The sequence below is a fragment of the Nocardioides sp. cx-173 genome (assembly GCF_021117365.1).
Classification (GTDB): Bacteria; Actinomycetota; Actinomycetes; order Propionibacteriales; family Nocardioidaceae; genus Nocardioides.
In genome coordinates, this window is sequence record NZ_CP088262.1 from 1,886,037 (window position 1) to 1,904,432 (window position 18,396).

General features: G+C 72.4%; 19 protein-coding genes. 13 read left to right on the forward strand and 6 right to left on the reverse strand.

The genetic code is table 11. The features are described 5' to 3' along the window. Positions 1-11: 11 nt before the first annotated feature. Positions 12-1,052 (reverse strand): hypothetical protein, encoded by a 1,041-nt coding sequence (locus LQ940_RS09145; RefSeq protein ID WP_231243698.1) that lies wholly within the window; start codon positions 1,050-1,052, stop codon positions 12-14. Positions 1,053-1,135: 83 nt separating this feature from the next. Here LQ940_RS09145 and LQ940_RS09150 point away from each other — a divergent pair, with 83 nt between their 5' ends. Continuing rightward, a complete protein-coding gene (locus tag LQ940_RS09150; protein ID WP_231243699.1) occupies positions 1,136-1,759 on the forward strand; it encodes a TetR/AcrR family transcriptional regulator in 624 nt (207 codons plus the stop codon). Here LQ940_RS09150 and LQ940_RS09155 read toward each other — a convergent pair. Both LQ940_RS09155 and LQ940_RS09160 read right to left on the reverse strand, forming a co-directional pair. Beyond that, positions 1,728-2,726, reverse strand: a complete 999-nt coding sequence (locus LQ940_RS09155; protein WP_231243700.1) for a permease prefix domain 1-containing protein — start codon at positions 2,724-2,726, stop codon at positions 1,728-1,730. The two genes, LQ940_RS09150 and LQ940_RS09155, sit on opposite strands and share 32 nt — an antisense overlap. Before the next feature lie 5 nt (positions 2,727-2,731). After that, positions 2,732-3,055 (reverse strand): PadR family transcriptional regulator, encoded by a 324-nt coding sequence (locus tag LQ940_RS09160; RefSeq protein ID WP_231243701.1) that lies wholly within the window; start codon positions 3,053-3,055, stop codon positions 2,732-2,734. 223 nt (positions 3,056-3,278) lie between these two features. Between LQ940_RS09160 and LQ940_RS09165 the strand changes: the two genes are divergently transcribed. The 3 genes from LQ940_RS09165 (at position 3,279) to LQ940_RS09175 (ending at position 8,241) form a co-directional block, all read left to right on the forward strand. Continuing rightward, positions 3,279-6,158 carry an aconitate hydratase gene (locus tag LQ940_RS09165; RefSeq protein WP_231243702.1) on the forward strand — a complete coding sequence of 960 codons (2,880 nt, stop codon included), beginning with the start codon at positions 3,279-3,281 and terminating at the stop codon, positions 6,156-6,158. 264 nt (positions 6,159-6,422) lie between these two features. Then, positions 6,423-7,748, forward strand: a complete 1,326-nt coding sequence (locus tag LQ940_RS09170) for a hypothetical protein (RefSeq protein WP_231243703.1) — start codon at positions 6,423-6,425, stop codon at positions 7,746-7,748. After that, positions 7,735-8,241, forward strand: coding sequence for a SigE family RNA polymerase sigma factor (locus tag LQ940_RS09175; RefSeq protein WP_231243704.1), 507 nt, complete (start codon positions 7,735-7,737; stop codon positions 8,239-8,241). Before LQ940_RS09170 ends, LQ940_RS09175 begins: the two co-directional genes overlap by 14 nt. A 1-nt stretch (position 8,242) precedes the next feature. On the opposite strand, the gene LQ940_RS09180 is transcribed toward LQ940_RS09175, so the two are convergent. Continuing rightward, positions 8,243-9,133, reverse strand: a complete 891-nt coding sequence (locus LQ940_RS09180; protein WP_231243705.1) for a LysR family transcriptional regulator — start codon at positions 9,131-9,133, stop codon at positions 8,243-8,245. 91 nt (positions 9,134-9,224) lie between these two features. On the opposite strand from LQ940_RS09180, the gene LQ940_RS09185 reads away from it, so the two are divergent. From LQ940_RS09185 to LQ940_RS09200, 4 genes are all read left to right on the forward strand, one after another. Then, positions 9,225-9,953: an SDR family oxidoreductase gene (locus LQ940_RS09185; protein ID WP_231243706.1), complete on the forward strand. Its 729-nt coding sequence runs from the start codon at positions 9,225-9,227 to the stop codon at positions 9,951-9,953. 45 nt (positions 9,954-9,998) lie between these two features. Beyond that, the gene (locus tag LQ940_RS09190) at positions 9,999-10,298 is read left to right on the forward strand and encodes a thiamine-binding protein (RefSeq protein WP_231243707.1); all 300 of its coding nucleotides are present in this window, start codon (positions 9,999-10,001) and stop codon (positions 10,296-10,298) included. A 212-nt stretch (positions 10,299-10,510) separates the two neighbouring features. Continuing rightward, positions 10,511-11,071 (forward strand): DUF3105 domain-containing protein, encoded by a 561-nt coding sequence (locus tag LQ940_RS09195; protein ID WP_231243708.1) that lies wholly within the window; start codon positions 10,511-10,513, stop codon positions 11,069-11,071. After that, positions 11,071-11,472, forward strand: a complete 402-nt coding sequence (locus LQ940_RS09200) for a YjbQ family protein (RefSeq protein ID WP_231243709.1) — start codon at positions 11,071-11,073, stop codon at positions 11,470-11,472. Before LQ940_RS09195 ends, LQ940_RS09200 begins: the two co-directional genes overlap by 1 nt. A gap of 28 nt (positions 11,473-11,500) precedes the next feature. Here the strand turns inward: LQ940_RS09200 and LQ940_RS09205 are convergent, their stop codons facing one another. Next, positions 11,501-12,154 (reverse strand): HAD family hydrolase, encoded by a 654-nt coding sequence (locus tag LQ940_RS09205; RefSeq protein ID WP_231243710.1) that lies wholly within the window; start codon positions 12,152-12,154, stop codon positions 11,501-11,503. 95 nt (positions 12,155-12,249) lie between these two features. On the opposite strand from LQ940_RS09205, the gene LQ940_RS09210 reads away from it, so the two are divergent. Continuing rightward, positions 12,250-12,618, forward strand: coding sequence for a hypothetical protein (locus LQ940_RS09210; protein ID WP_231243711.1), 369 nt, complete (start codon positions 12,250-12,252; stop codon positions 12,616-12,618). Positions 12,619-12,620: 2 nt separating this feature from the next. On the opposite strand, the gene LQ940_RS09215 is transcribed toward LQ940_RS09210, so the two are convergent. Beyond that, positions 12,621-13,616: a glycosyl hydrolase family 18 protein gene (locus LQ940_RS09215; RefSeq protein WP_231243712.1), complete on the reverse strand. Its 996-nt coding sequence runs from the start codon at positions 13,614-13,616 to the stop codon at positions 12,621-12,623. 53 nt (positions 13,617-13,669) lie between these two features. On the opposite strand from LQ940_RS09215, the gene LQ940_RS09220 reads away from it, so the two are divergent. Genes LQ940_RS09220 through LQ940_RS09235 form a run of 4 tightly spaced genes read left to right on the forward strand, consistent with a single transcriptional unit; the run spans position 13,670 to position 18,340 of the window. Next, entirely contained in the window at positions 13,670-14,092 is a 423-nt protein-coding gene (locus LQ940_RS09220; RefSeq protein ID WP_231243713.1) for an NUDIX domain-containing protein, read from the forward strand. Further along, on the forward strand, positions 14,089-15,030 hold the full coding sequence (locus LQ940_RS09225) for an SMP-30/gluconolactonase/LRE family protein (RefSeq protein WP_231243714.1): 942 nt from the start codon (positions 14,089-14,091) through the stop codon (positions 15,028-15,030). Before LQ940_RS09220 ends, LQ940_RS09225 begins: the two co-directional genes overlap by 4 nt. Positions 15,031-15,060: 30 nt before the next feature. After that, positions 15,061-16,965, forward strand: coding sequence for a 1-deoxy-D-xylulose-5-phosphate synthase (dxs, locus tag LQ940_RS09230; RefSeq protein ID WP_231243715.1), 1,905 nt, complete (start codon positions 15,061-15,063; stop codon positions 16,963-16,965). Then, positions 16,946-18,340 (forward strand): hypothetical protein, encoded by a 1,395-nt coding sequence (locus LQ940_RS09235; RefSeq protein ID WP_231243716.1) that lies wholly within the window; start codon positions 16,946-16,948, stop codon positions 18,338-18,340. The genes dxs and LQ940_RS09235 overlap by 20 nt, the downstream gene beginning before the upstream one ends. Positions 18,341-18,396 lie beyond the last annotated feature (56 nt).

The window sequence follows — 18,396 nt, forward strand, 5'->3', positions numbered from 1 at the left end:
GCAACGCCCGGTCATCGCAGGCGAAAGACGTCGACGATGTGGGGGGTATCGACGAGCGTGTGCGGCGCGAAGGCGTGGTAGGCCCAGACGTGCACCCAGGCATTGCCGGTGCGCAGCGTCAGGAAGCTCTTGATCATGCCGGGGCCGAGGTAGGTGAAGGCCAGGAAGGCGATCGACAGAGCAGCGGGTCCGGGTGAGGTGAACACGGTCCAGGCGTCCCAGAGGTGCAAGCCTGCGTAGGTCAGGCCGCCGCAGAGGACGGTCGCCGTGGGGGATCCGGTGAGTCTCAGGAAGCGGGGGATCAGGATGGCGTACACGAAGGCCATCGCCGGCAGCACGGTGCCGAACAGGTAGAGGACGAACGTCAGGGCGGCACCTCGGACGAGCAGCCCCGCGGGCAGGTCCAGGCTCGTGGGTTGCAGCGCGAAGATCTGGAACCAGGTCTCCAGCGCGAGCACGACGCCGATCACCAGCAGGTCGTTCTTCCGCGCCGTGGATCTCAGGCCCAGCGCGGTGGGGGAGTACTTCCGTCGGAAGTAGAGCAGCGGGACCACGGCATAGATCACGAAGTTGTATGCCGCCCAGGTCACCACCTCGGCCCGATCCACCTGAGCGTGCGTCCCGAACAGGGTGCCGGCCAGATGCAGGCCGAACGGGTGCCAACCGAAGGCGCGCGCCAGGAAGAACCCACCCAGCAGGCCGAGAACGCCGTAGGCGAGCAGTCCGACGGTCTCGCGCAGTGCCAGGCTGCGTCCCGGTGCACGCTCCACGATCCGCAGGTCCGAGCGGCGACGGGTGAGCCAAGAGACCACCCCCATCAGGAGCAGGACCTCGAGCATGGCGAGGTTGGTCTCGGCGAGAACCTCCCACGTCGCCAGCTCGGTGCGCGCCGGCCAGTCGAAGGGCAGGGCGGTCGGTGACGTGAGCGCAACGGCGATGTTGGCCGCTGCCCACGCCGCGGCTGCCGCCCAGAGGCTCCAGTGCCCAGGAAGGCGGGAACGTCGAGCGGGCGCTCCGGAGGGGGGTGCGGTGCTGCTGTCGACGAAGCTCATCGGTTCCACCCTCGAGGCGAGAATTAGCACACGTGTGCTAGATCGATTGCCCCGACAGTAACACGAGTGTGCTAAAAAGAGTGATGCCCAAGATGGTGGACAGAGATCAGCGGCGCCAGGAGCTGGCGCACGCGGTGTGGAGGGTGATCCGCCGCGACGGGGTGGAGCACGCCTCGGTGCGGGCCGTCGCCCGGGAAGCCGGGTTGTCCCCGGGGTCGCTGCGGCACTACTTCGGCAGCCAGTCCGACCTGCTGGTGTTCGCCATGCGCATGGTGATGGAGCGGGTCGAGAGTCGGGTCGCGGCACTGCCGCGTCCCGAGGATCCGCTGCCGGCGGCGAAGCTGGTGCTCGCCGAGCTGCTGCCCCTGGACGACGAGCGCCGCGCCGAGAACGAGGTCTGGGTGGCGTTCACGGCGCGGGCCCTGGTGGACTCAGAGCTCCGTGTCCTGCGCGACGAGGCCTACGACCGGCTGCGAGAGGCGTCAGATCGGTGGGTCATGCGCCTGCTCCCCGAGGCCGGACCGGACCTACGGTGGGTCGAGACGGAGCGACTGTTCGCACTGATCGACGGCCTGGCGATCCATGCGGCCACGCGTCCGGAGATGGTGACCCCCGAGCGACTCACCGCGGTGCTGGAGGCCCATCTCGACCGGGTCGGGCTCGAGGCCGCCGGTCTCACGCCGCCGCACTCGCCGCGCGGGTCTTGAGCCACCCGTCGACGCCGTCCCAGACCCAGATCGCCAGCGTGACGACGATGATGGCGGCGTTGAGGGTCTCGGGGTCGAAGCCGGACCATTCCGCCTGGACCTCGGCCACGGCGGCCGGGTTGAGCAGCCGGTCCTCGGCCGCCAGGTAGACGAGGGGGGCCGCGAAGAGGGCGCCCAACCCGACGTTCACGGTGGCCAGGGTGGGCGACCACCCCGCGGCGCGGTACTTGACGACCTCGAAGGCCGCCTCGACCAGGATCAGGGCGAGGATCAGCGGCAGCCAGAAGCTCCACAGGTCCGGGTCGAGCACGGGCTCGTGGTCGCCGAGAGGGGAGCGGAACTGCTGCCAGACGACGGCGCCGGCCAGGAGGCCGAGCCAGACCAGCGTCGAGACCATCTCCAGCAACGAGCCGGACCGCTCCCGCGGCAGGTCGGGCAGCTGGTCCGGCGCCCACTGGACGCCCAGGGACCCGCGGACGTCTCCGGCGGCGACCCCTCGCTCGGTCAGGGCGAAGGCCAGGGTGATCCAGAAGCACACGTGGAGGGCGACGGTCGCGGCGATCCACAGGGTCTCGCCGAGGATGCTGCCGGCGGAACCCCCGTCAAGGGCCGCGATGATCGCGATGACCACGGCGACCGTGGGGACCGCGGCCAGGAGCACGCTCCTCAGCACCCGGACGTAGGCCGGGTAGAGCTCGGGCCCGATCAGCTGCAGCGCCCGGCCGGAGTAGCCGGCCGCCAGGCGCGCGGGGTCGCCGAGCTCCTCCAGGGCGACGTACTCGGCGCGCTCGGCGTCGAGGCCCTCGGCGTGCTGCAAGGCCTCGGCCCGGTCTCCGATGCTGGCGCGCAGCTCGTCGGCCACGTCGTCGCGCTGGCTGTCGGGGAGCCCGCGTGTGGCGGCGTGGACGTAGCGGTCGGTCAGCGATGCCGCGCTCCGGCCGGTGGTGGTGGTCTGGTGGGTCGCCATGGTGGTCACCTGAGTCCTTCGATGGAGGCGTGCAGGGTGCGCCACTCGTCCAGCAGCGCGCGGAGGAGGGTCTCGCCGTCGGGGCTGACCCGGTAGAACTTGCGGGGTCGTGACTCCTCGGTGTTCCACTCCGAGGTCAGCAGGCCCTGCTTCTCCAGCCGCCGCAGCAGCGGGTAGAGCGTGTTGGCGTCGACCGCGAAGCCGGCCTCGGCCAACGTCTCGAGGAGGGCGTAGCCGTAGGTCGGCCGGGACAGCGTCGCCAGCGCGGCCATCACCACGGTGCCGCGCCGCAGCTCCTGGAGGTGTCCGGTGAGGATGTCGTCGTTCATAAGCGAGAGAATAGTGTGCGACGCACAGCATTGTCTAGCGGATAGCAATGTGTGTCGCCGTGCTCGCGTGGCGCGCCCCGCTTCTTCGGAACTGGCTCGATGTCATGTATCTTGATGTCAAGACATACGAGGCTCACGGTAAGGCTCGCCTTACTACCCCGGTCCGCCACCACGGCGGCAAGATGGGTGGAGCACACACGCGACTCGACGAGGAGACGGCTTGATGGCCAGCCAGGACAGCTTCGGAGCCAAGAGCACGCTGGACGTGGACGGGAAGGCCTACGAGATCTTCCGCCTCGACGCGGTGACCGGGGAGGGGCTGGACGTCAAGAGCCTGCCGTTCTCCCTCAAGGTCCTGCTCGAGAACCTTCTGCGCACGGAGGACGGCGCGGACATCACCGCCGACGACATCAAGGCGATCGCCGGCTGGGACGCGGACGCGGACCCGAGCAAGGAGATCCAGTTCACGCCGGCGCGCGTGATCATGCAGGACTTCACCGGCGTGCCCTGCGTGGTCGACCTCGCCACCATGCGCGAGGCCATGGCCGACCTGGGCGGCGACCCGACCAAGATCAACCCGCTCGCGCCCGCCGAGATGGTCATCGACCACTCCGTCATCGCCGACGTCTTCGGCACGCCCGAGGCGTTCGAGCGCAACGTCGAGATCGAGTACGAGCGCAACCGCGAGCGCTACCAGTTCCTGCGGTGGGGCCAGGGCGCGTTCGACGACTTCAAGGTCGTGCCCCCGGGCACCGGCATCGTGCACCAGGTCAACATCGAGCACCTCGCCCGCACGGTGTTCACCCGTGAGGTCGGCGGGGAGCTGCAGGCCTACCCCGACACCTGCGTCGGCACCGACTCCCACACCACGATGGTCAACGGCATCGGCGTGGTCGGCTGGGGCGTCGGCGGCATCGAGGCCGAGGCGGCCATGCTCGGCCAGCCGGTCTCCATGCTGATCCCGCGCGTCGTGGGCTTCAAGCTCAACGGCGACCTGCCCGAGGGCGCGACCGCCACCGACCTGGTCCTGACGATCACCGAGATGCTGCGCAAGCACGGCGTCGTCGGCAAGTTCGTCGAGTTCTACGGCCCCGGCGTCTCCGCGCTGCCGCTGGCCAACCGCGCCACCATCGGCAACATGAGCCCGGAGTTCGGCTCCACGATCGCGGTCTTCCCGATCGACGAGGAGACCACCAAGTACCTCAAGCTCACCGGCCGCTCCGACGAGCAGCTGGCGCTGGTCGAGGCCTACGCCAAGGAGCAGGGCCTCTGGCACGACCCGGACGCCGAGCCGCGCTTCTCCGAGAGGCTCGAGCTCGACCTCGCCACCGTGGTCCCGTCGCTGGCCGGGCCCAAGCGCCCCCAGGACCGGGTCTCGCTGTCCGAGGCCAAGGAGGCCTTCCGCACGGCTCTGGCCGACTACGTCACCGAGGGCGAGACCGGCGGCGAGGACCGCAAGCCGGGCGTCCCGCAGCAGGAGCAGCCGCACGGCGTCACGTCCAAGGTCGACGAGGCCTCGGCGGAGTCGTTCCCCTCGAGCGACTCCCCGGCCTCCAACGGCGGCGGTGGCGGCGGCAACGGCAACGGCGCCCCCGACGACTGGCACGCCCACGCGGCCTCCACGAAGGAGCGGCCGAGCAACAAGGCGACCGTCACCCTCGAGGACGGCACCGAGTTCGAGATCGACCACGGGGCGGTGACGATCGCGGCGATCACGTCGTGCACCAACACCTCCAACCCGTCGGTCATGATCGGCGCGGCGCTGCTGGCCAAGAAGGCGGTCGAGAAGGGCCTGCAGCGCAAGCCGTGGGTCAAGACCACGCTGGCGCCCGGCTCCAAGGTGGTCTCCGACTACTACGAGAAGTCCGGCCTGACGCCGTACCTCGACAAGCTCGGCTTCAACCTCGTGGGCTACGGCTGCACGACCTGCATCGGCAACTCGGGTCCGCTCATCCCCGAGGTCAGCCAGGCCGTCAACGACCACGACCTCGCGGTCGTCTCCGTTCTCTCGGGCAACCGCAACTTCGAGGGCCGGATCAACCCGGACATCAAGATGAACTACCTCGCGTCCCCGCCACTGGTCGTCGCGTACGCGCTCGCCGGCTCCATGGACGTGGACCTGTTCAACGACCCGCTGGGGCAGGACCAGGACGGCAACGACGTCTTCATGAAGGACATCTGGCCGAGCTCGAAGGAGGTCGAGGACGTCATCGCCCAGGCGATCACCTCCGAGATGTTCGACGACGGCTACGCCGACGTCTTCGCCGGCGACGAGACCTGGCGCTCGCTGCCCACTCCCGAGGGCAAGACCTTCGAGTGGGACCCCGAGTCGACCTACGTCCGGCGGCCTCCGTACTTCGACGGCATGCCCGAGAAGCCGGCCCCGGTCGAGGACATCGAGGGCGCGCGGGTGCTGCTCAAGCTGGGCGACTCGGTCACGACCGACCACATCAGCCCGGCCGGCGCGATCAAGAAGGACTCGCCCGCGGGCCGCTACCTCGCCGAGCACGGCGTCGAGCAGCGTGACTTCAACTCCTACGGCTCGCGCCGAGGCAACCACGAGGTCATGATCCGAGGCACCTTCGCCAACATCCGCCTGCGCAACCAGCTCGCGCCGGGCACCGAGGGTGGCGTCACGCGCGACTTCACCAACAACGGCGAGGTGACCTCGGTCTTCGAGGCCTCGGAGAACTACGTCGAGGCCGGCATCCCGCTGGTCGTGCTGTCGGGCAAGGAGTACGGCTCCGGCTCCTCGCGCGACTGGGCGGCCAAGGGCACCTCGCTGCTGGGCGTCAAGGCCGTCATCGCCGAGTCCTACGAGCGGATCCACCGCTCCAACCTGATCGGCATGGGCGTCATCCCGCTGCAGTACCCCGAGGGTCAGAGCGCCGAGTCGCTCGGCCTCACCGGCGAGGAGGAGTTCTCCATCACCGGGATCACCGAGCTCAACGAGGGCCGCACGCCCAAGACGGTCAAGGTGAAGGCAGGCGACGTGGAGTTCGACGCGGTCGTCCGCATCGACACCCCCGGCGAGGCCAACTACTACCGCAACGGCGGGATCATGCAGTACGTCCTGCGCAACCTGCGGGCTCAGACCGCCTGACCCGACGCGAGTGCGACGCAAGCGGGAGTTTCACCGGGTGCCCGGTGAAACTCCCGCTTTCTGTATGAACCTTCGGGCGGAATGCGGGAGCTCCCTCACGCCTGTGTGACGGATGTGTCTCCTGGGATGGGCCTCAGCCCTTCCGCCTCGGACGCGCTGCGGCCTCGACGCTCCTGAGCGAGCCTCATCGCCGGCTCGCCCCTCCTTCCGGACGCCTGGCGGCGTGTGGTCTGGTGACGGAGTACCGCGGACCCCGGAGGGCGCATGATCTCGCTGCACGACCGCCTGGCCGACCTGGCCGAGGACGGGCCCGACGGACCGCCGACCTCCGACGTGTGGGAGCGGGGCCGCCGGTACGGTCGGCGGCGTCGCGTGGAGGCCGCCGCGCTCGTGCTCGTCCTGCTTGCCGCCGGCGGGTCGCTGCTCGGCGCCCTGCTGCCCGCCATGTCGTACGACGTCGGGCCGGCCGACGCGGACGCCGCGCTGCGGCTCCCGGACCGGCTGTACGCCCCGAGCCCGTGGCTGCGGGGCACCGACGATGTGGGGCAGATCGGGCCGCTGGTGGCGGTCGTGGAGGCGGAGCGGAAGAGCTGGACCGGCTCCAGGACGGCGCTCGCGGGGGTGTCCTCGGGCGGCGAGTACGCATTCCTCGACCTGCCCGGGCTGCCGGGCACGCGAGGACAGGACGTGGGGACCGAGATCGCGCTCTCCGACGACGGCCGGCTGCTGGCCTACCCGCTCACTGGGACGCCCGAGGGCGAGCCCAACCTGATGGACGGCGCCGCGCTCGTCGGGGTCGCCGTCTACGACACCGTCTCAGGTGAGGTCACGCGGCACCGCGTGCGCACCGAGCACGGGATCGGCGTCGCCGGCCTTGCGTGGGTGGAGGGCACGCTGTGGATGAACTACGGGCAGTGGGACCAAGGGGCCGACGAGAGCACGGACTCCGGGTCGGGCTCCGACTACCGGGTCTACGCCTGGGAGCCGGGCCGGGAGCCCCGCCGGATAGCCGGCCCGCTGGCGAACCGGATGCCGGAGGTCAGCGGTCCGGGCCTGGTGACGGTGTCCGCGCGGCGCATGAGCGTGTTCGACCACGGCGGGAGCCGGCTCCGCGACCTGCGGCTCAACCTGGCCTCGGAGACCTCGCCGGTGCTCAACGCGTCGGGCACCCGAGTGGCGCTGCTGGAGGACCCGGACGGGGACCCGTCGGTCCGTACCGACGACGCGTCGTCTCTGCGCTCCGGCGTCGTGCCCGCCGGGACCGACATCGAGGTCATGACCGAACGCGTCGGGGACGTGACGGCGGACGAGCTCTGGGGATGGCGCGACGACTGGCATGTGCTCGTGCGCGACTACGGACGCAACGCGCTTCTGTCCGTGGACGTCAATACCGGGGCCGAGGAGCGGTTGGTGCTGATGAGCGAGGGCGCGTCGCCGGTCCTCGCCCGCGACGCGCTGGCCGCCCCGGTCTTCGACGCGCCGGAGCCGCCGTACGTCATGGACCTGCGGCTGCGCGCGTCGCTCGTCGTCCTCGCCGCGCTGCTGGGTCTGGGCGGGCTCGTGCTCTGGAGGCGCCGTGGGCGAGCCTGAGGACCGCGCCGGCTTCGAGGAGTTCGTGGCGGCGCGGCGCCCGGCCCTGCTGCGCACGGCGTACCTGATGACCGGGAGCCGTGAGGACGCCGAGGACCTGGTGCAGGTGGCGCTGGTGAAGGCGGTGCCGCACTGGCGCCGGATCCGGGACCGGCCGGAGCCGTACGTGCGGCGGATCCTGGCGCGCGAGAGCGTGTCGCGATGGCGACGTCGCCGCTGGCGTGAGGTCGCGACCGAGGCACCGCCCGAGACCGGCCGCACGGACGGCGACGCGGACCAGCGCGAGGACCTGCGGCAGGCCCTGCTCTCGCTGGCGCCGCGGCAGCGGGCGGTGGTGGTGCTGCGCTACTACGAGGACCTGACCGAGGCCCAGACCGCCGAGGCGCTGGGGGTCACGGTCGGCACCGTGAAGTCGCAGGCCCGCGACGCGCTGGCGCGCCTGCGCACCCTGGTCCCGGATCTGGACGACACCGAGGTCGGCGCGGGGCGCTGAGCTACGCCGTCCGGGCAGCGGTCGGGTGGCCGATCAGCCGGTCGGCGACCTCGCCGGCCGCGGCGAGCAGGCTGTCGAGGCCGGCCGGCCGGCTCGACGCCCGCCACGCCAGCTTCGTGGTGACGAGGGGCGCATCGAGGACGGGCACGGCGACGTGGTCGGGCCACTGCCAGGCGCGGCTGGACTCGGGGATGACCAGCAGCGTGCGCCCGAGCGAGACCAGCTGGGCCAGCTCGGACTGCGTGCGGACCTCCGGGCCGGGGCCGGGCGGGTAGCTCCCGTCGTGGCGCGGCCAGCGGGCGATCGGCAGACCCGCCACGTCGGACACGTCCGCGAGGGCCACCTGCGGCCGCAGGGCGAGGGGGTGGGCCTCGGGCACGATCGCGACCTGTCCCTCGGTGACGAGGTCGCGGGTCTCGAACCCGCCGATCACGTCGTACGGGCTGTGCACGATCGCGACGTCCGCGCGGCCACGGCGGAGCACCTGTCGCTGCTCGCCGACCTCGCACAGCACCACCTCGACCGGCAGGGCGTCCGGGCGGGCGGCGTAGGTGTCGAGCAGGGCGCGCAGCAGCTCGTGGGAGGCGCCGGCCTTGGTGACCAGCACCAGCCGCTCCGCCGGGTCGACGGTCCTTCGGGTCCGCTCCACGGCGGCCGCGGCCGCGTCGAGGACCTGGCCGGCCTCCTCGAGCAGGACGGCGCCGGCCGGTGTCAGCCGCACGCCGCGGCGGTCGCGGTGGAAGAGATCGACGCCCAGGCGCTGCTCGAGCAGCTGGATCGCCCGTGACAGGGGCGGCTGGCTCATGTGCAGCCGCTGCGCCGCGCGCCCGAAGTGCAGCTCCTCGGCGACCGCGGCGAAGTAGCGCAGCTCGCGGATCTCGATGTCGTCCACTCCATGAACCTACCCAGCGATACCCACACGGCATCACAGGCGACCGGACCGGTCTTGGACGCCGGCGCTCGCGGCCGCCGAGCATGGACGCATGACGAACCAGGACAGGACGGCGCTCGTGACGGGCGCGAACAAGGGCATCGGCCTCCAGATCGCGGCGGGCCTCGCGGCCGAGGGCTACCGGGTCGCCGTGGGCGCCCGCGACGACGAGCGGCGGGAGAAGGCGCTCGCCGAGCTGCGCGCCGACGGGGCCGACGTGGTGGGGGTCCGCCTCGACGTGAGCTCGGACGACAGCGTCGCGGACGCGATCGCCGAGCTCGAGGAGCGGTTCGGGCACCTGGACGCGGTGGTCAACAACGCGGGCATCTCGGGCCCCGCCGACGCGGGCGGACTCCAGGACCCGCTGACCCTCGACCTCGACGTCCTCGGCACGGTGCTGGAGACCAACGTGTACGGCGCCGTCCGGGTGACCAACGCGGCGCTGCCGCTGCTGCGACGCTCGTCCGCTCCCCGCATCGTCAACGTCTCCAGCAACATGGGCTCGCTGGCGCTGCGCACCGGACCGGTCATGGCGGCGTACGCGCCCTCGAAGACCCTGCTCAACGCGATGACGGTGCAGTACGCGCGCCGCCTGGCCGAGACCGACCCCGGCCTGCTGGTCAACGCCGTGTGCCCGGGCTACGTCGCCACCGACTTCACCGGCTTCGCCGGATGGCGTACGCCGACCGAGGGTGCAGCGGTCGCGGTGCGCTTCGCAACGCTGCCGCTCGGCGGGCCCTCCGGCGGGTTCTTCGACGACGCGGGGGAGGTCTCCTGGTGACCCGCACCCTCAGGGCGGACGGGGCTCCGCCAGTACGGTGAGCACATGATCGTGGCATTCAGCATCAGTCCCTCCGCCGGTGACGAGACCGGTGGCGTCTCCGAGGCGGTGGCCGCCGCCGTCCGCGTCGTCCGCGAGTCCGGCCTTCCGCACGAGACCAACGCGATGTTCACCAACATCGAGGGGGAGTGGGACGAGGTGATGGCGGTGGTCAAGCGCGCCGTCGACGTCGTCGCCGAGGTGTCCCCGCGCGTGGGCCTGGTGCTCAAAGCCGACATCCGACCGGGCTGGACCGGGCAGCTCACCGCGAAGGTGGAGCGCATCGAGAAGGCGCTCGAGGGCTGATGTCGGTACCCACGCCGCCAGGCCCGCCGCCGTACGAGCCGCCGTTCGCGCCACCCCCGTCTGCACCGCAGCCGTCTGCACCGCAGCCGTCTGCACCGCCGCCGTACGTCCCGACCGCGGGGGCGCCCGCCGGGCCGCCCCCTCCGCCGCCCTGGTCGCCCCAGGCGGCCCCGCCGCCGCCGTCGGGCCGCCGTTCTCGGACGCTGCCGCTCGTGCTGGCGGGCGTCGGTGCGGTGCTGGTCGTCGGCCTCGCGGTGCTGGTGCCGGTCCTGCTCTCGCAGGACGACGACAGCACGTCCTCGCAGGGCAGGGACGGCGGCGGTGACACCACGCTGGACGCCGTGGAGGAGTACTCGGACCTGGAGACCTCGCACACCGAGGACCCGGTGGACTACGAGCAGTCGCCGCCGGTCGGCGGCCCGCACGCCCCGGTGTGGCTGGACTGCGGCGTCTACGACGAGCCGGTGAGCGAGGAGCACGTCGTGCACGACCTCGAGCACGGCACGGTGTGGATCACCTACGAGCCCGGCCTCGACGAGGAGTCGGTGGCGGCCCTGGAGGCGGTGCTCCCGGACAACGGCATCCTCTCGCCGTACGACGGTCTCGAGGCGCCGGTGGTGGTGACGGTGTGGGAGCGCCAGCTCGAGCTGACCGGCGCCGACGACCCGCGGCTGGAGCAGTTCATCGACGAGTTCGGGGCCGGGGAGACCGCTCCCGAGCCGTTCGCCTCCTGCGCCGGCGGGCTCGCGGACCCGAGCGGATCGCCCGTGTGATGGACAGCGAGACCAGGAGCTACCGCACCGGGAGCCAGGAGGTCGTCCTGGACCTCACCGAGGACTGCGCTGAGTTCGTGAGCGGGCGTGGCGACGGGCTGCTCAACATCTTCGTGCCGCACGCGACCGCGGGCATCGCGATCCTCGAGACCGGTGCCGGCAGCGACGACGACCTGCTCGCGGCCCTCGGCGACCTGCTGCCGGCCGATGACCGCTGGCGCCACCGCCACGGCTCGCCGGGGCACGGCCGCTCGCACGTGATGCCGGCGATCGTGCCGCCGTCAGCGACGGTGCCGGTCCTCGGCGGCCGGCTGGCCCTGGGCACCTGGCAGAGCGTGTGCCTGGTCGACCTCAACGTCGACAACCCCGAGCGCGAGGTGCGGTTCAGCTTCCTCGGCTGACCGTGCCGCTCGGTCCGCCCGTCCGTCGTCAGCGGGCGGGCGGGTGCGCGTCGACGCCGTGCTCGGCCAGTAGGTCCACGAGGACCGCAGGTCCCTGCGTGTGCTCCCAGTGCACCGCCTCGAGGCCGGCAGCGCGGGCACCCTCGACGTTGGCGAGGCCGTCGTCGACGAAGAGGATGGCGGAGGGGTTTGCTCCGATCCGGCGGGCGGCCTCGATGAAGAAGGCCGGGTCGGGCTTGGTGAGCCCCAGGTCGTAGGAGTAGCAGCTGACGTCGAAGAGCTCGTCGTAGCCCAGCGCGGTGCGCATGTGCTCTGCGCGGCGCCGCTCCTGGTTGGTCCCGAGGTGGACGCCGTAGCCGTTGCGACGCAGCGCGTGGATGAGCGCGAAGGTCTCCTCGATCCGTTCGATGCGCTGCCAGACGGCGCGGTGGACGACCTCGGCCGGCTCGGCGACGCCGTGCTCGGCCAGGGCGGCTGCCAGCAGGGGCAGGAAGTCGCCCTGGCCGGAGAGCGTGGGCCGCTCGTCACGCCACGCCGCGTGCAGGAACTCCCGCGCCCGGTCGCCGAGGAACGGCTCCACGGCGGCGTACCAGCCGCCGGGCAGCACCTGGATGACGCCGTCGGCGTCGAAGAGCACGTGCCGGACCGCGTGGACGGGGACGACGGGGGTGCTGGACGGCATGAGGAAATCCTGGACGAGGCGCGGCGCCCTTGTCCGATCGATGGTGCTCCGACACCTCTTGTTCGGTCGAACAGGTGTTCGACTACCCTGGGAGCATGGCACTTGTCGCACCACCCGGATGGCCGCGCGGGGTCCGCCCGCCGGACGCCCCCGACTGGGAGCGCACGGCCGCCGACTGGCTGCTCGACCAGTGCCCGCCGGACTACCGCCGCTACGCCGGGCTGCGCCGACACGTGGTGGTGCTGGCGCGCTTCGCGGTCCTGCACGTCGAGGCCAGCCAGGCCGCCTGCCGGCGCGGGATGAGCGAGGCGCGGGCCGATCTGCGCGAAGTGGCCACCGACGCGGTCGTCGAGGCCGCGGTCCAGACCTTCCAGCTCGAGGACGCCCGGCTGCTCCGGCTGCGCCGCGAGGTCGGGCTGGTCGAGGAGGCGCTGCGCGGGCGGCGCTACGTCGCGCGGCTGTAGCCCTACGGCAGCGGGTCGGCCGAGCCGAGGCGCCAGAGCGCCAACCCATGCAGGTCGAGGTCGTCGGCGAGTCGGGCCCGCAGCCGCCAGGAGCGGCGGTCGGACCACCACAGCACGGTGCCGTCAGACAGCCGGGCCGACCACTCGCCGTAGGCCGGGTGCCAGACCGCGCGGGCGCCGTCCTTCCGGACCAGTCGTCGCGCTCCGGCGACGGTGACCGTGCGGCCGGTGCCGCGGCGCGGCCACGTGTAGCCGTAGCCGGCGACGCCGAGGTCCAGCTGCCCCGCGGGCACGGCCTGGCGCGCGGCGCGGATTGCCTGGCGCTGCCAGCGCAGTGGGCCGATCGGACCCGGCCCGGACCAGGTCGGGCCGTGGTAGTCGTAGGCCATCAGCACGATCACGTCGGCCGCGTCGGCGAGGGCCGCGAGTCGGTAGCCGTGCGCCCGGTACGCCGCCAGGCTGGTCGACGCGCTCACGTCGATCGAGACGCTCTTCTCCTCGGGCATCAGCGCCTGGAGCCGCCGCACCAGCCGGACCAGCCCGCCGGCGCGGTGGCGCGGCACCAGCTCCAGGTCGACGTTGACGCCGTCCCAGCCCTGCGCGGCCACGAAGCCGGCCAGTCGCCGCGCCACCCGCTCGATGTTGGCGCGGCTGCCGAGCAGCCGGCTCGCAGCGCGGCGGTCGAAGGCGCCGAGCCGGTTGCTGTAGTTGCTGACGATCAGCTCGCCGCGCAGCCCGCGGCGCTCGGCGGTGCCCGCGAGACGGCGGGTGCCGGCGTCCGGGCGCAGCACGCGCCGTCCGTCGGCGGTGATGCTGACCCCGGCCACCGTCAGGGTGGTGAGCGCGTGCGCCTCGCGGCCGACGAGCCGGTCGCTGGCGCTGCCCAGCGCGAAGCCGGTGACGGCGGGCTCGTCGGCTGCGGAGGCCGTGGGCAGCGCGGTGGTGAGCAGTGCGGCTGTGAGCGCTGCGGCCAACGGAAGCGAGCGATGCCGAGTCATGGGTCCACCTTGTCATCCCGGTGGCAGGGTGATCCGGCACTACGGTGGGCGCCGTGCACCGCTTCTCGAGCATCGTCCTGGTAGACCGTCGCGGTCGAGTCCTGCTGCAGGAGCGCGACTCCCGTCCCCGATACGACCCCGACCGCTGGGGCTATCCCGGCGGCGCGGTGGAGCCGGGGGAGGACTACGAGCAGGCGGCGTACCGCGAGCTGGAGGAGGAGACCGGCGTGCGCCTGGCACCGGGCACGCTGGAGCTGGTGGGGGAGTTCCATTTCTGGAGCGAGCCCTGCGGGGAGACCGACGAGTTCTGCCTCTACGCCGCCGGGACCGACCTCACCGAGGTGGCGTGCCACGAGGGCCGGCAGATGGTCTTCGTCGACCCGGCGGTCGCGCTCGACCTGGACCTGACGGCGTCGGCGCGCCACACGCTGAGTGACTTCCTCGCCTCCGCCATGTACGAGAGGGTGGCGCCATGACCTCGACCTTCACCGTCATCCCCGTCCCCGGCCACGGAGCGGAGGACGTCGTGGTCGCCACGAGCGGCCCCGACGAGGGGGCGGTGTTCACCGGCACCGAGGACGGCGCGATCCTCCGGGTCAGCCCCGACGGGCAGCAGGTCGAACGCGTCGCCCACACCGGCGGCCGCCCGCTCGGCATCGAGCTCGACCTCGACGGCCGGCTCGTGGTCTGCGACGCCCGCCGTGGCCTGCTGCGGGTCGATCCGGCCAGCGGGGCGGTCGAGACGGTCACCGACAGCGTGGGTGGCGCCCCGATGAGGTTCTGCAACAACGCCGCGGTGGCCTCGGACGGCACGGTGTGGTTCAGCGACTCCTCGACGCGCTACGGCATCGAGCGCTGGAAGGACGACTTCCTCCAGAACACCCGCACGGGGCGGCTGCTGAGGCTCACCACCGACGGCACCGTCGAGGTGGTGCTCGACGGGCTGGCCTTCGCCAACGGCGTGGCGCTGTCGGCCGCGGAGGACTTCGTCTGCGTCGCCGAGTCCGGGGCGCGCACCGTCGTACGCCGCTGGCTCACCGGCAACCGCGCCGGCATGCGCGACCTGCTCTGCTCGGGGCTGCCGGGCTACCCCGACAACATCGCCCGGGGCAGCGACGGGCTGATCTGGGTGACGATCGGAAGCCCGGTCGACCCGCTCGTCGAGCGCCTCCAGAGCGGACCCATGGCCTTGCGCAAGCTGGCGACCAGGATCCCGGAGCGGCTGCAGCCCAAGCCGAAGCAGACCGTGCGCGTGCAGGCCTACGACGACGCAGGCAAGCTGGTGCACGACCTCGACGTGACGCCGGGCGAGCACGGGGCGTCGTACCACATGGTCACGGGCGTGCGAGAGCACGACGGCCGGGTCTGGATGGGCAGTCTGCACGAGCCGGCCATCGCCGTGCTGGATCGTTGATCGCGGACCGTGACCCGTAAACTCGCGGCCATGGGTGTCCTGGATTCGATCGCCGGACCGCGCGACCTGCGGGGTCTCTCCGACGACGAGCTGACGGCGCTGGCCGCGGAGATCCGGGACCGGCTCGTGCAGGCCTGCTCGCGGGTGGGCGGGCACCTCGGTCCCAACCTCGGTGTCGTCGAGCTGACGCTGGCGATCCACCGGGTCTTCGAGTCCCCGCGTGACCGGGTGGTCTTCGACACCGGCCACCAGTCCTACGTGCACAAGATGCTTACCGGGCGCGCCGACGCGTTCACCGGGCTGCGCACGGAAGGCGGGCTCAGCGGCTATCCCAGCCAGGCCGAGTCCGAGCACGACATCGTCGAGAACTCCCACGCCTCCACGGCGCTCAGCTACGCCGACGGCATCGCCAAGGCCTACGCGATCCGCGGCGAGGACCGGCACACGGTGGCCGTGATCGGCGACGGCGCGCTGACCGGCGGCATGGCCTGGGAGGCGCTCAACAACATCGCGATCGCCAAGGACTCGCGCCTGGTGATCGTGGTCAACGACAACGGCCGGTCCTACACGCCCACGATCGGCGGTCTCGCCACGGCGCTCACCGCGCTGCGCACGAACCCCCGCTACGAGCACGTCCTCGACGTGGTCAAGCGGCGGCTCAACGCCGTCAAGGGCGTCGGCCCGGCGACGTACGACGCGCTGCACGCGGTCAAGAAGGGCCTCAAGGACGCGCTCGCCCCGCAGGGCCTGTTCGAGGACCTGGGCCTGAAGTACGTCGGTCCCGTCGACGGACACGACCTGGCCGCGATGGAGCAGGCACTGGCGCAGGCCAAGCGGTTCAACGGCCCGGTGATCGTGCACGCGATCACCCGCAAGGGCTTCGGCTACGACGCTGCGGAGCGCCACGAGGCCGACCAGTTCCACTCGCCGCAGCCCTTCGACATCGAGACCGGCGAGGAGAAGGTGCGCGGCCGGATCTGGACCGACGTCTTCGCCGACGAGATCGTGCGGATCGGCGAGCGCCGCCCGGACGTCGTCGCGATGACCGCGGCGATGATGCACCCGGTGGGGCTCGACGACTTCCAGCGGCGCTTCCCCGAGCGCACCATCGACGTCGGCATCGCCGAGCAGCACGCCGCGACCTCGGCCGCCGGGCTCGCGATCGGCGGGCTGCACCCCGTCGTCGCGATCTACGCCACGTTCCTCAACCGCGCCTTCGACCAGGTGCTCATGGACATCGCGCTGCACCGCTGCGGGGTGACCTTCGTGCTCGACCGGGCCGGGGTCACCGGCGACGACGGGGCCAGCCACAACGGCATGTGGGACATGTCGTTCCTCCAGGTCGTGCCCGGCCTGCGCCTGGCCGCGCCGCGCGACGCGACCCGGCTGCGCGAGCTGCTCAACGAGGCCGTCGAGGTCGACGATGCCCCGACCGTGGTGCGCTTCCCGAAGGGCCCGCCGCCGGCCGACATCCCCACGCACAGCAAGGCGGGCGGCGCCGACGTACTCGTGCGCACCGGCCCGCTCGACGTCCTGGTCGTGGGCGTGGGCTCGATGGCGTCGGTCGCCGTCGAGGTCGCCGAGCGCCTCGACGCCCAGGGCATCGGCGTGACCGTCGTCGACCCGCGCTGGGTCAAGCCCGTCGACCCCGCGGTCGTCGAGCTCGCCCGCCAGCACCGGCTCGTGGTCAGCGTCGAGGACAACGGCCGCGTCGGCGGCTGCGGTGCGACGCTGCTGCAGACGCTCAACGACGCCGGGGTGACCACGCCGTTCCGGCTGCACGGCGTCCCGCAGGAGTTCCTGGGCCACGCCAAGCGCGCCGCGATCCTGGAGCGGATCGGCCTCACCCCCCAGGCGATCGCCCTCGGCATCGTCGAGGACATGACGGCCCTCGCCGAGGGTCGAGTGGTCGTCGATGCCGACCACGTCGGCTGACCGACCGGGGCAGTCCCGCTCCCCGAGCCGGGCCGTCCTGGTGGCGGCCTGCTGCCTGGCGCTCGCCGGTTGTACGTCGCCGAGGGTCGACGACGCGCCTCCGCCGCCGTCGCCGACCGAGGCCGCCGGGTCGGCGCTGCCACCCACGGCGCCCGTGCCGCCGGACCTGCTCGCGGCGTTCCGCCGGGTGCTGGACCGGCGGGCCTCGGCGCTGCTGGCCCACGACCTTGACGCGTTCCGGTCCGGGGTGGCCGCGCGGGGGGCCTTCCGCGGCGAGCAGGAGACCTACTTCGCCAACCTGGCGCAGCTCCCGCTGGCGACCGTGTCCTACGAGATCGACCCCGGCAGCCTGCTGCGGCGCGGCGACCACTACTGGGTCGCGGTGGACGTGTCGCTCCAGCTGGCCGGGTACGACGCCGTGCCGGTGGCCTCCGTCGACCGCTACCGCTTCTCGCCGTCGCCGCGCCGCCCCTCCCGCTTCGTCCTCAGCTCCGTCAGCGACACCGCGTGGGAGGAGCGCCAGGAGGTCCGGCCGCAGCCGTGGGACCTCGGCCCGGTCCTGGTCCGGCAGGGGAGCGGGGTGCTGGGCGTGTTCGACGAGGGCACCGTGGAGGCGGCCGGCCCCCTGATCCGCTCGGTGGAGCGCGGGGTCGCCGACGTGGGCGCGCGGGTGCCCGAGGCCTGGGACGGGTCCGTGGTCGTCTACGCGCTTTCGGATCGCACCTTTTTGTCGACCCTCGACGACGTGCCCGGTGGGGACCCGGAGGTGCTGGACGCGCTGGCCTTCCCGGTCGCCGCGGGCCGCGACGACCCGACGGTGGCCTCGACCCGGTTCGTGCTCAGCCCGGAGATGGTGGCGCGCGCGGGCCGGCAGCGCGACCGGCTCGTGCGCCACGAGCTCACCCACGTGGCGCTCGGGGAGCGCGACGACGACGCGCCGCTCTGGCTCAGCGAGGGGATCGCCGAGTACGTCTCGGTGCAGTCGCTCGCGCCCGAGGACCGGCGCCTCGAGCGCGCGGCGCTGGAGGCGGCCGAGGCCGGTGTCGACGCCCTGCCCGCGGACGACACCTTCAACGACGACGACTCCGCGGCCCACTACGGGCTGTCGTGGTGGGCGTGCGAGTACGTCGCCCGCACCTACGGCGAGCCGATGCTGTGGTCGCTGCTGGACCAGATCCCTTCGGGCGGCGAGCAGCAGGAGCGCCTCGAGATGGTTCTCGGGCTTCGACCCCGACAGCTCGCCCGCCGCAGCGCGCTGCTGATGATCCGCACGTTCGACCCCGCGTTCCTGCAGCCGGAGCCGAGCCCGACCGCGTCGCCGAGCGGCACGCCCTCCGCGGCGCCCACGACCGACCCGAGCGCCTCGGGCGGCTGACCGGGCGGCGGTGTGCTACGGATCACCCCGACGCCGGACCGACGTACGACGTGAGG

Bases quoted from the DNA above. Each gene is read 5' to 3' on its own strand.
- LQ940_RS09210 (WP_231243711.1), top strand. From the start codon at position 12,250: ATGGCACTTGTCGCACCACCCGGATGGCCGCGCGGGGTCCGCCCGCCG.
- LQ940_RS09165 (WP_231243702.1), top strand. From the start codon at position 3,279: ATGGCCAGCCAGGACAGCTTCGGAGCCAAGAGCACGCTGGACGTGGAC.
- LQ940_RS09235 (WP_231243716.1), top strand. From the start codon at position 16,946: ATGCCGACCACGTCGGCTGACCGACCGGGGCAGTCCCGCTCCCCGAGC.
- LQ940_RS09160 (WP_231243701.1), bottom strand. From the start codon at position 3,055: ATGAACGACGACATCCTCACCGGACACCTCCAGGAGCTGCGGCGCGGC.
- LQ940_RS09225 (WP_231243714.1), top strand. From the start codon at position 14,089: ATGACCTCGACCTTCACCGTCATCCCCGTCCCCGGCCACGGAGCGGAG.
- LQ940_RS09145 (WP_231243698.1), bottom strand. From the start codon at position 1,052: ATGAGCTTCGTCGACAGCAGCACCGCACCCCCCTCCGGAGCGCCCGCT.
- LQ940_RS09170 (WP_231243703.1), top strand. From the start codon at position 6,423: ATGATCTCGCTGCACGACCGCCTGGCCGACCTGGCCGAGGACGGGCCC.
- LQ940_RS09200 (WP_231243709.1), top strand. From the start codon at position 11,071: ATGGACAGCGAGACCAGGAGCTACCGCACCGGGAGCCAGGAGGTCGTC.
- LQ940_RS09155 (WP_231243700.1), bottom strand. From the start codon at position 2,726: ATGGCGACCCACCAGACCACCACCACCGGCCGGAGCGCGGCATCGCTG.
- LQ940_RS09150 (WP_231243699.1), top strand. From the start codon at position 1,136: ATGCCCAAGATGGTGGACAGAGATCAGCGGCGCCAGGAGCTGGCGCAC.
- dxs (WP_231243715.1), top strand. From the start codon at position 15,061: ATGGGTGTCCTGGATTCGATCGCCGGACCGCGCGACCTGCGGGGTCTC.
- LQ940_RS09185 (WP_231243706.1), top strand. From the start codon at position 9,225: ATGACGAACCAGGACAGGACGGCGCTCGTGACGGGCGCGAACAAGGGC.
- LQ940_RS09190 (WP_231243707.1), top strand. From the start codon at position 9,999: ATGATCGTGGCATTCAGCATCAGTCCCTCCGCCGGTGACGAGACCGGT.
- LQ940_RS09215 (WP_231243712.1), bottom strand. From the start codon at position 13,616: ATGACTCGGCATCGCTCGCTTCCGTTGGCCGCAGCGCTCACAGCCGCA.
- LQ940_RS09205 (WP_231243710.1), bottom strand. From the start codon at position 12,154: ATGCCGTCCAGCACCCCCGTCGTCCCCGTCCACGCGGTCCGGCACGTG.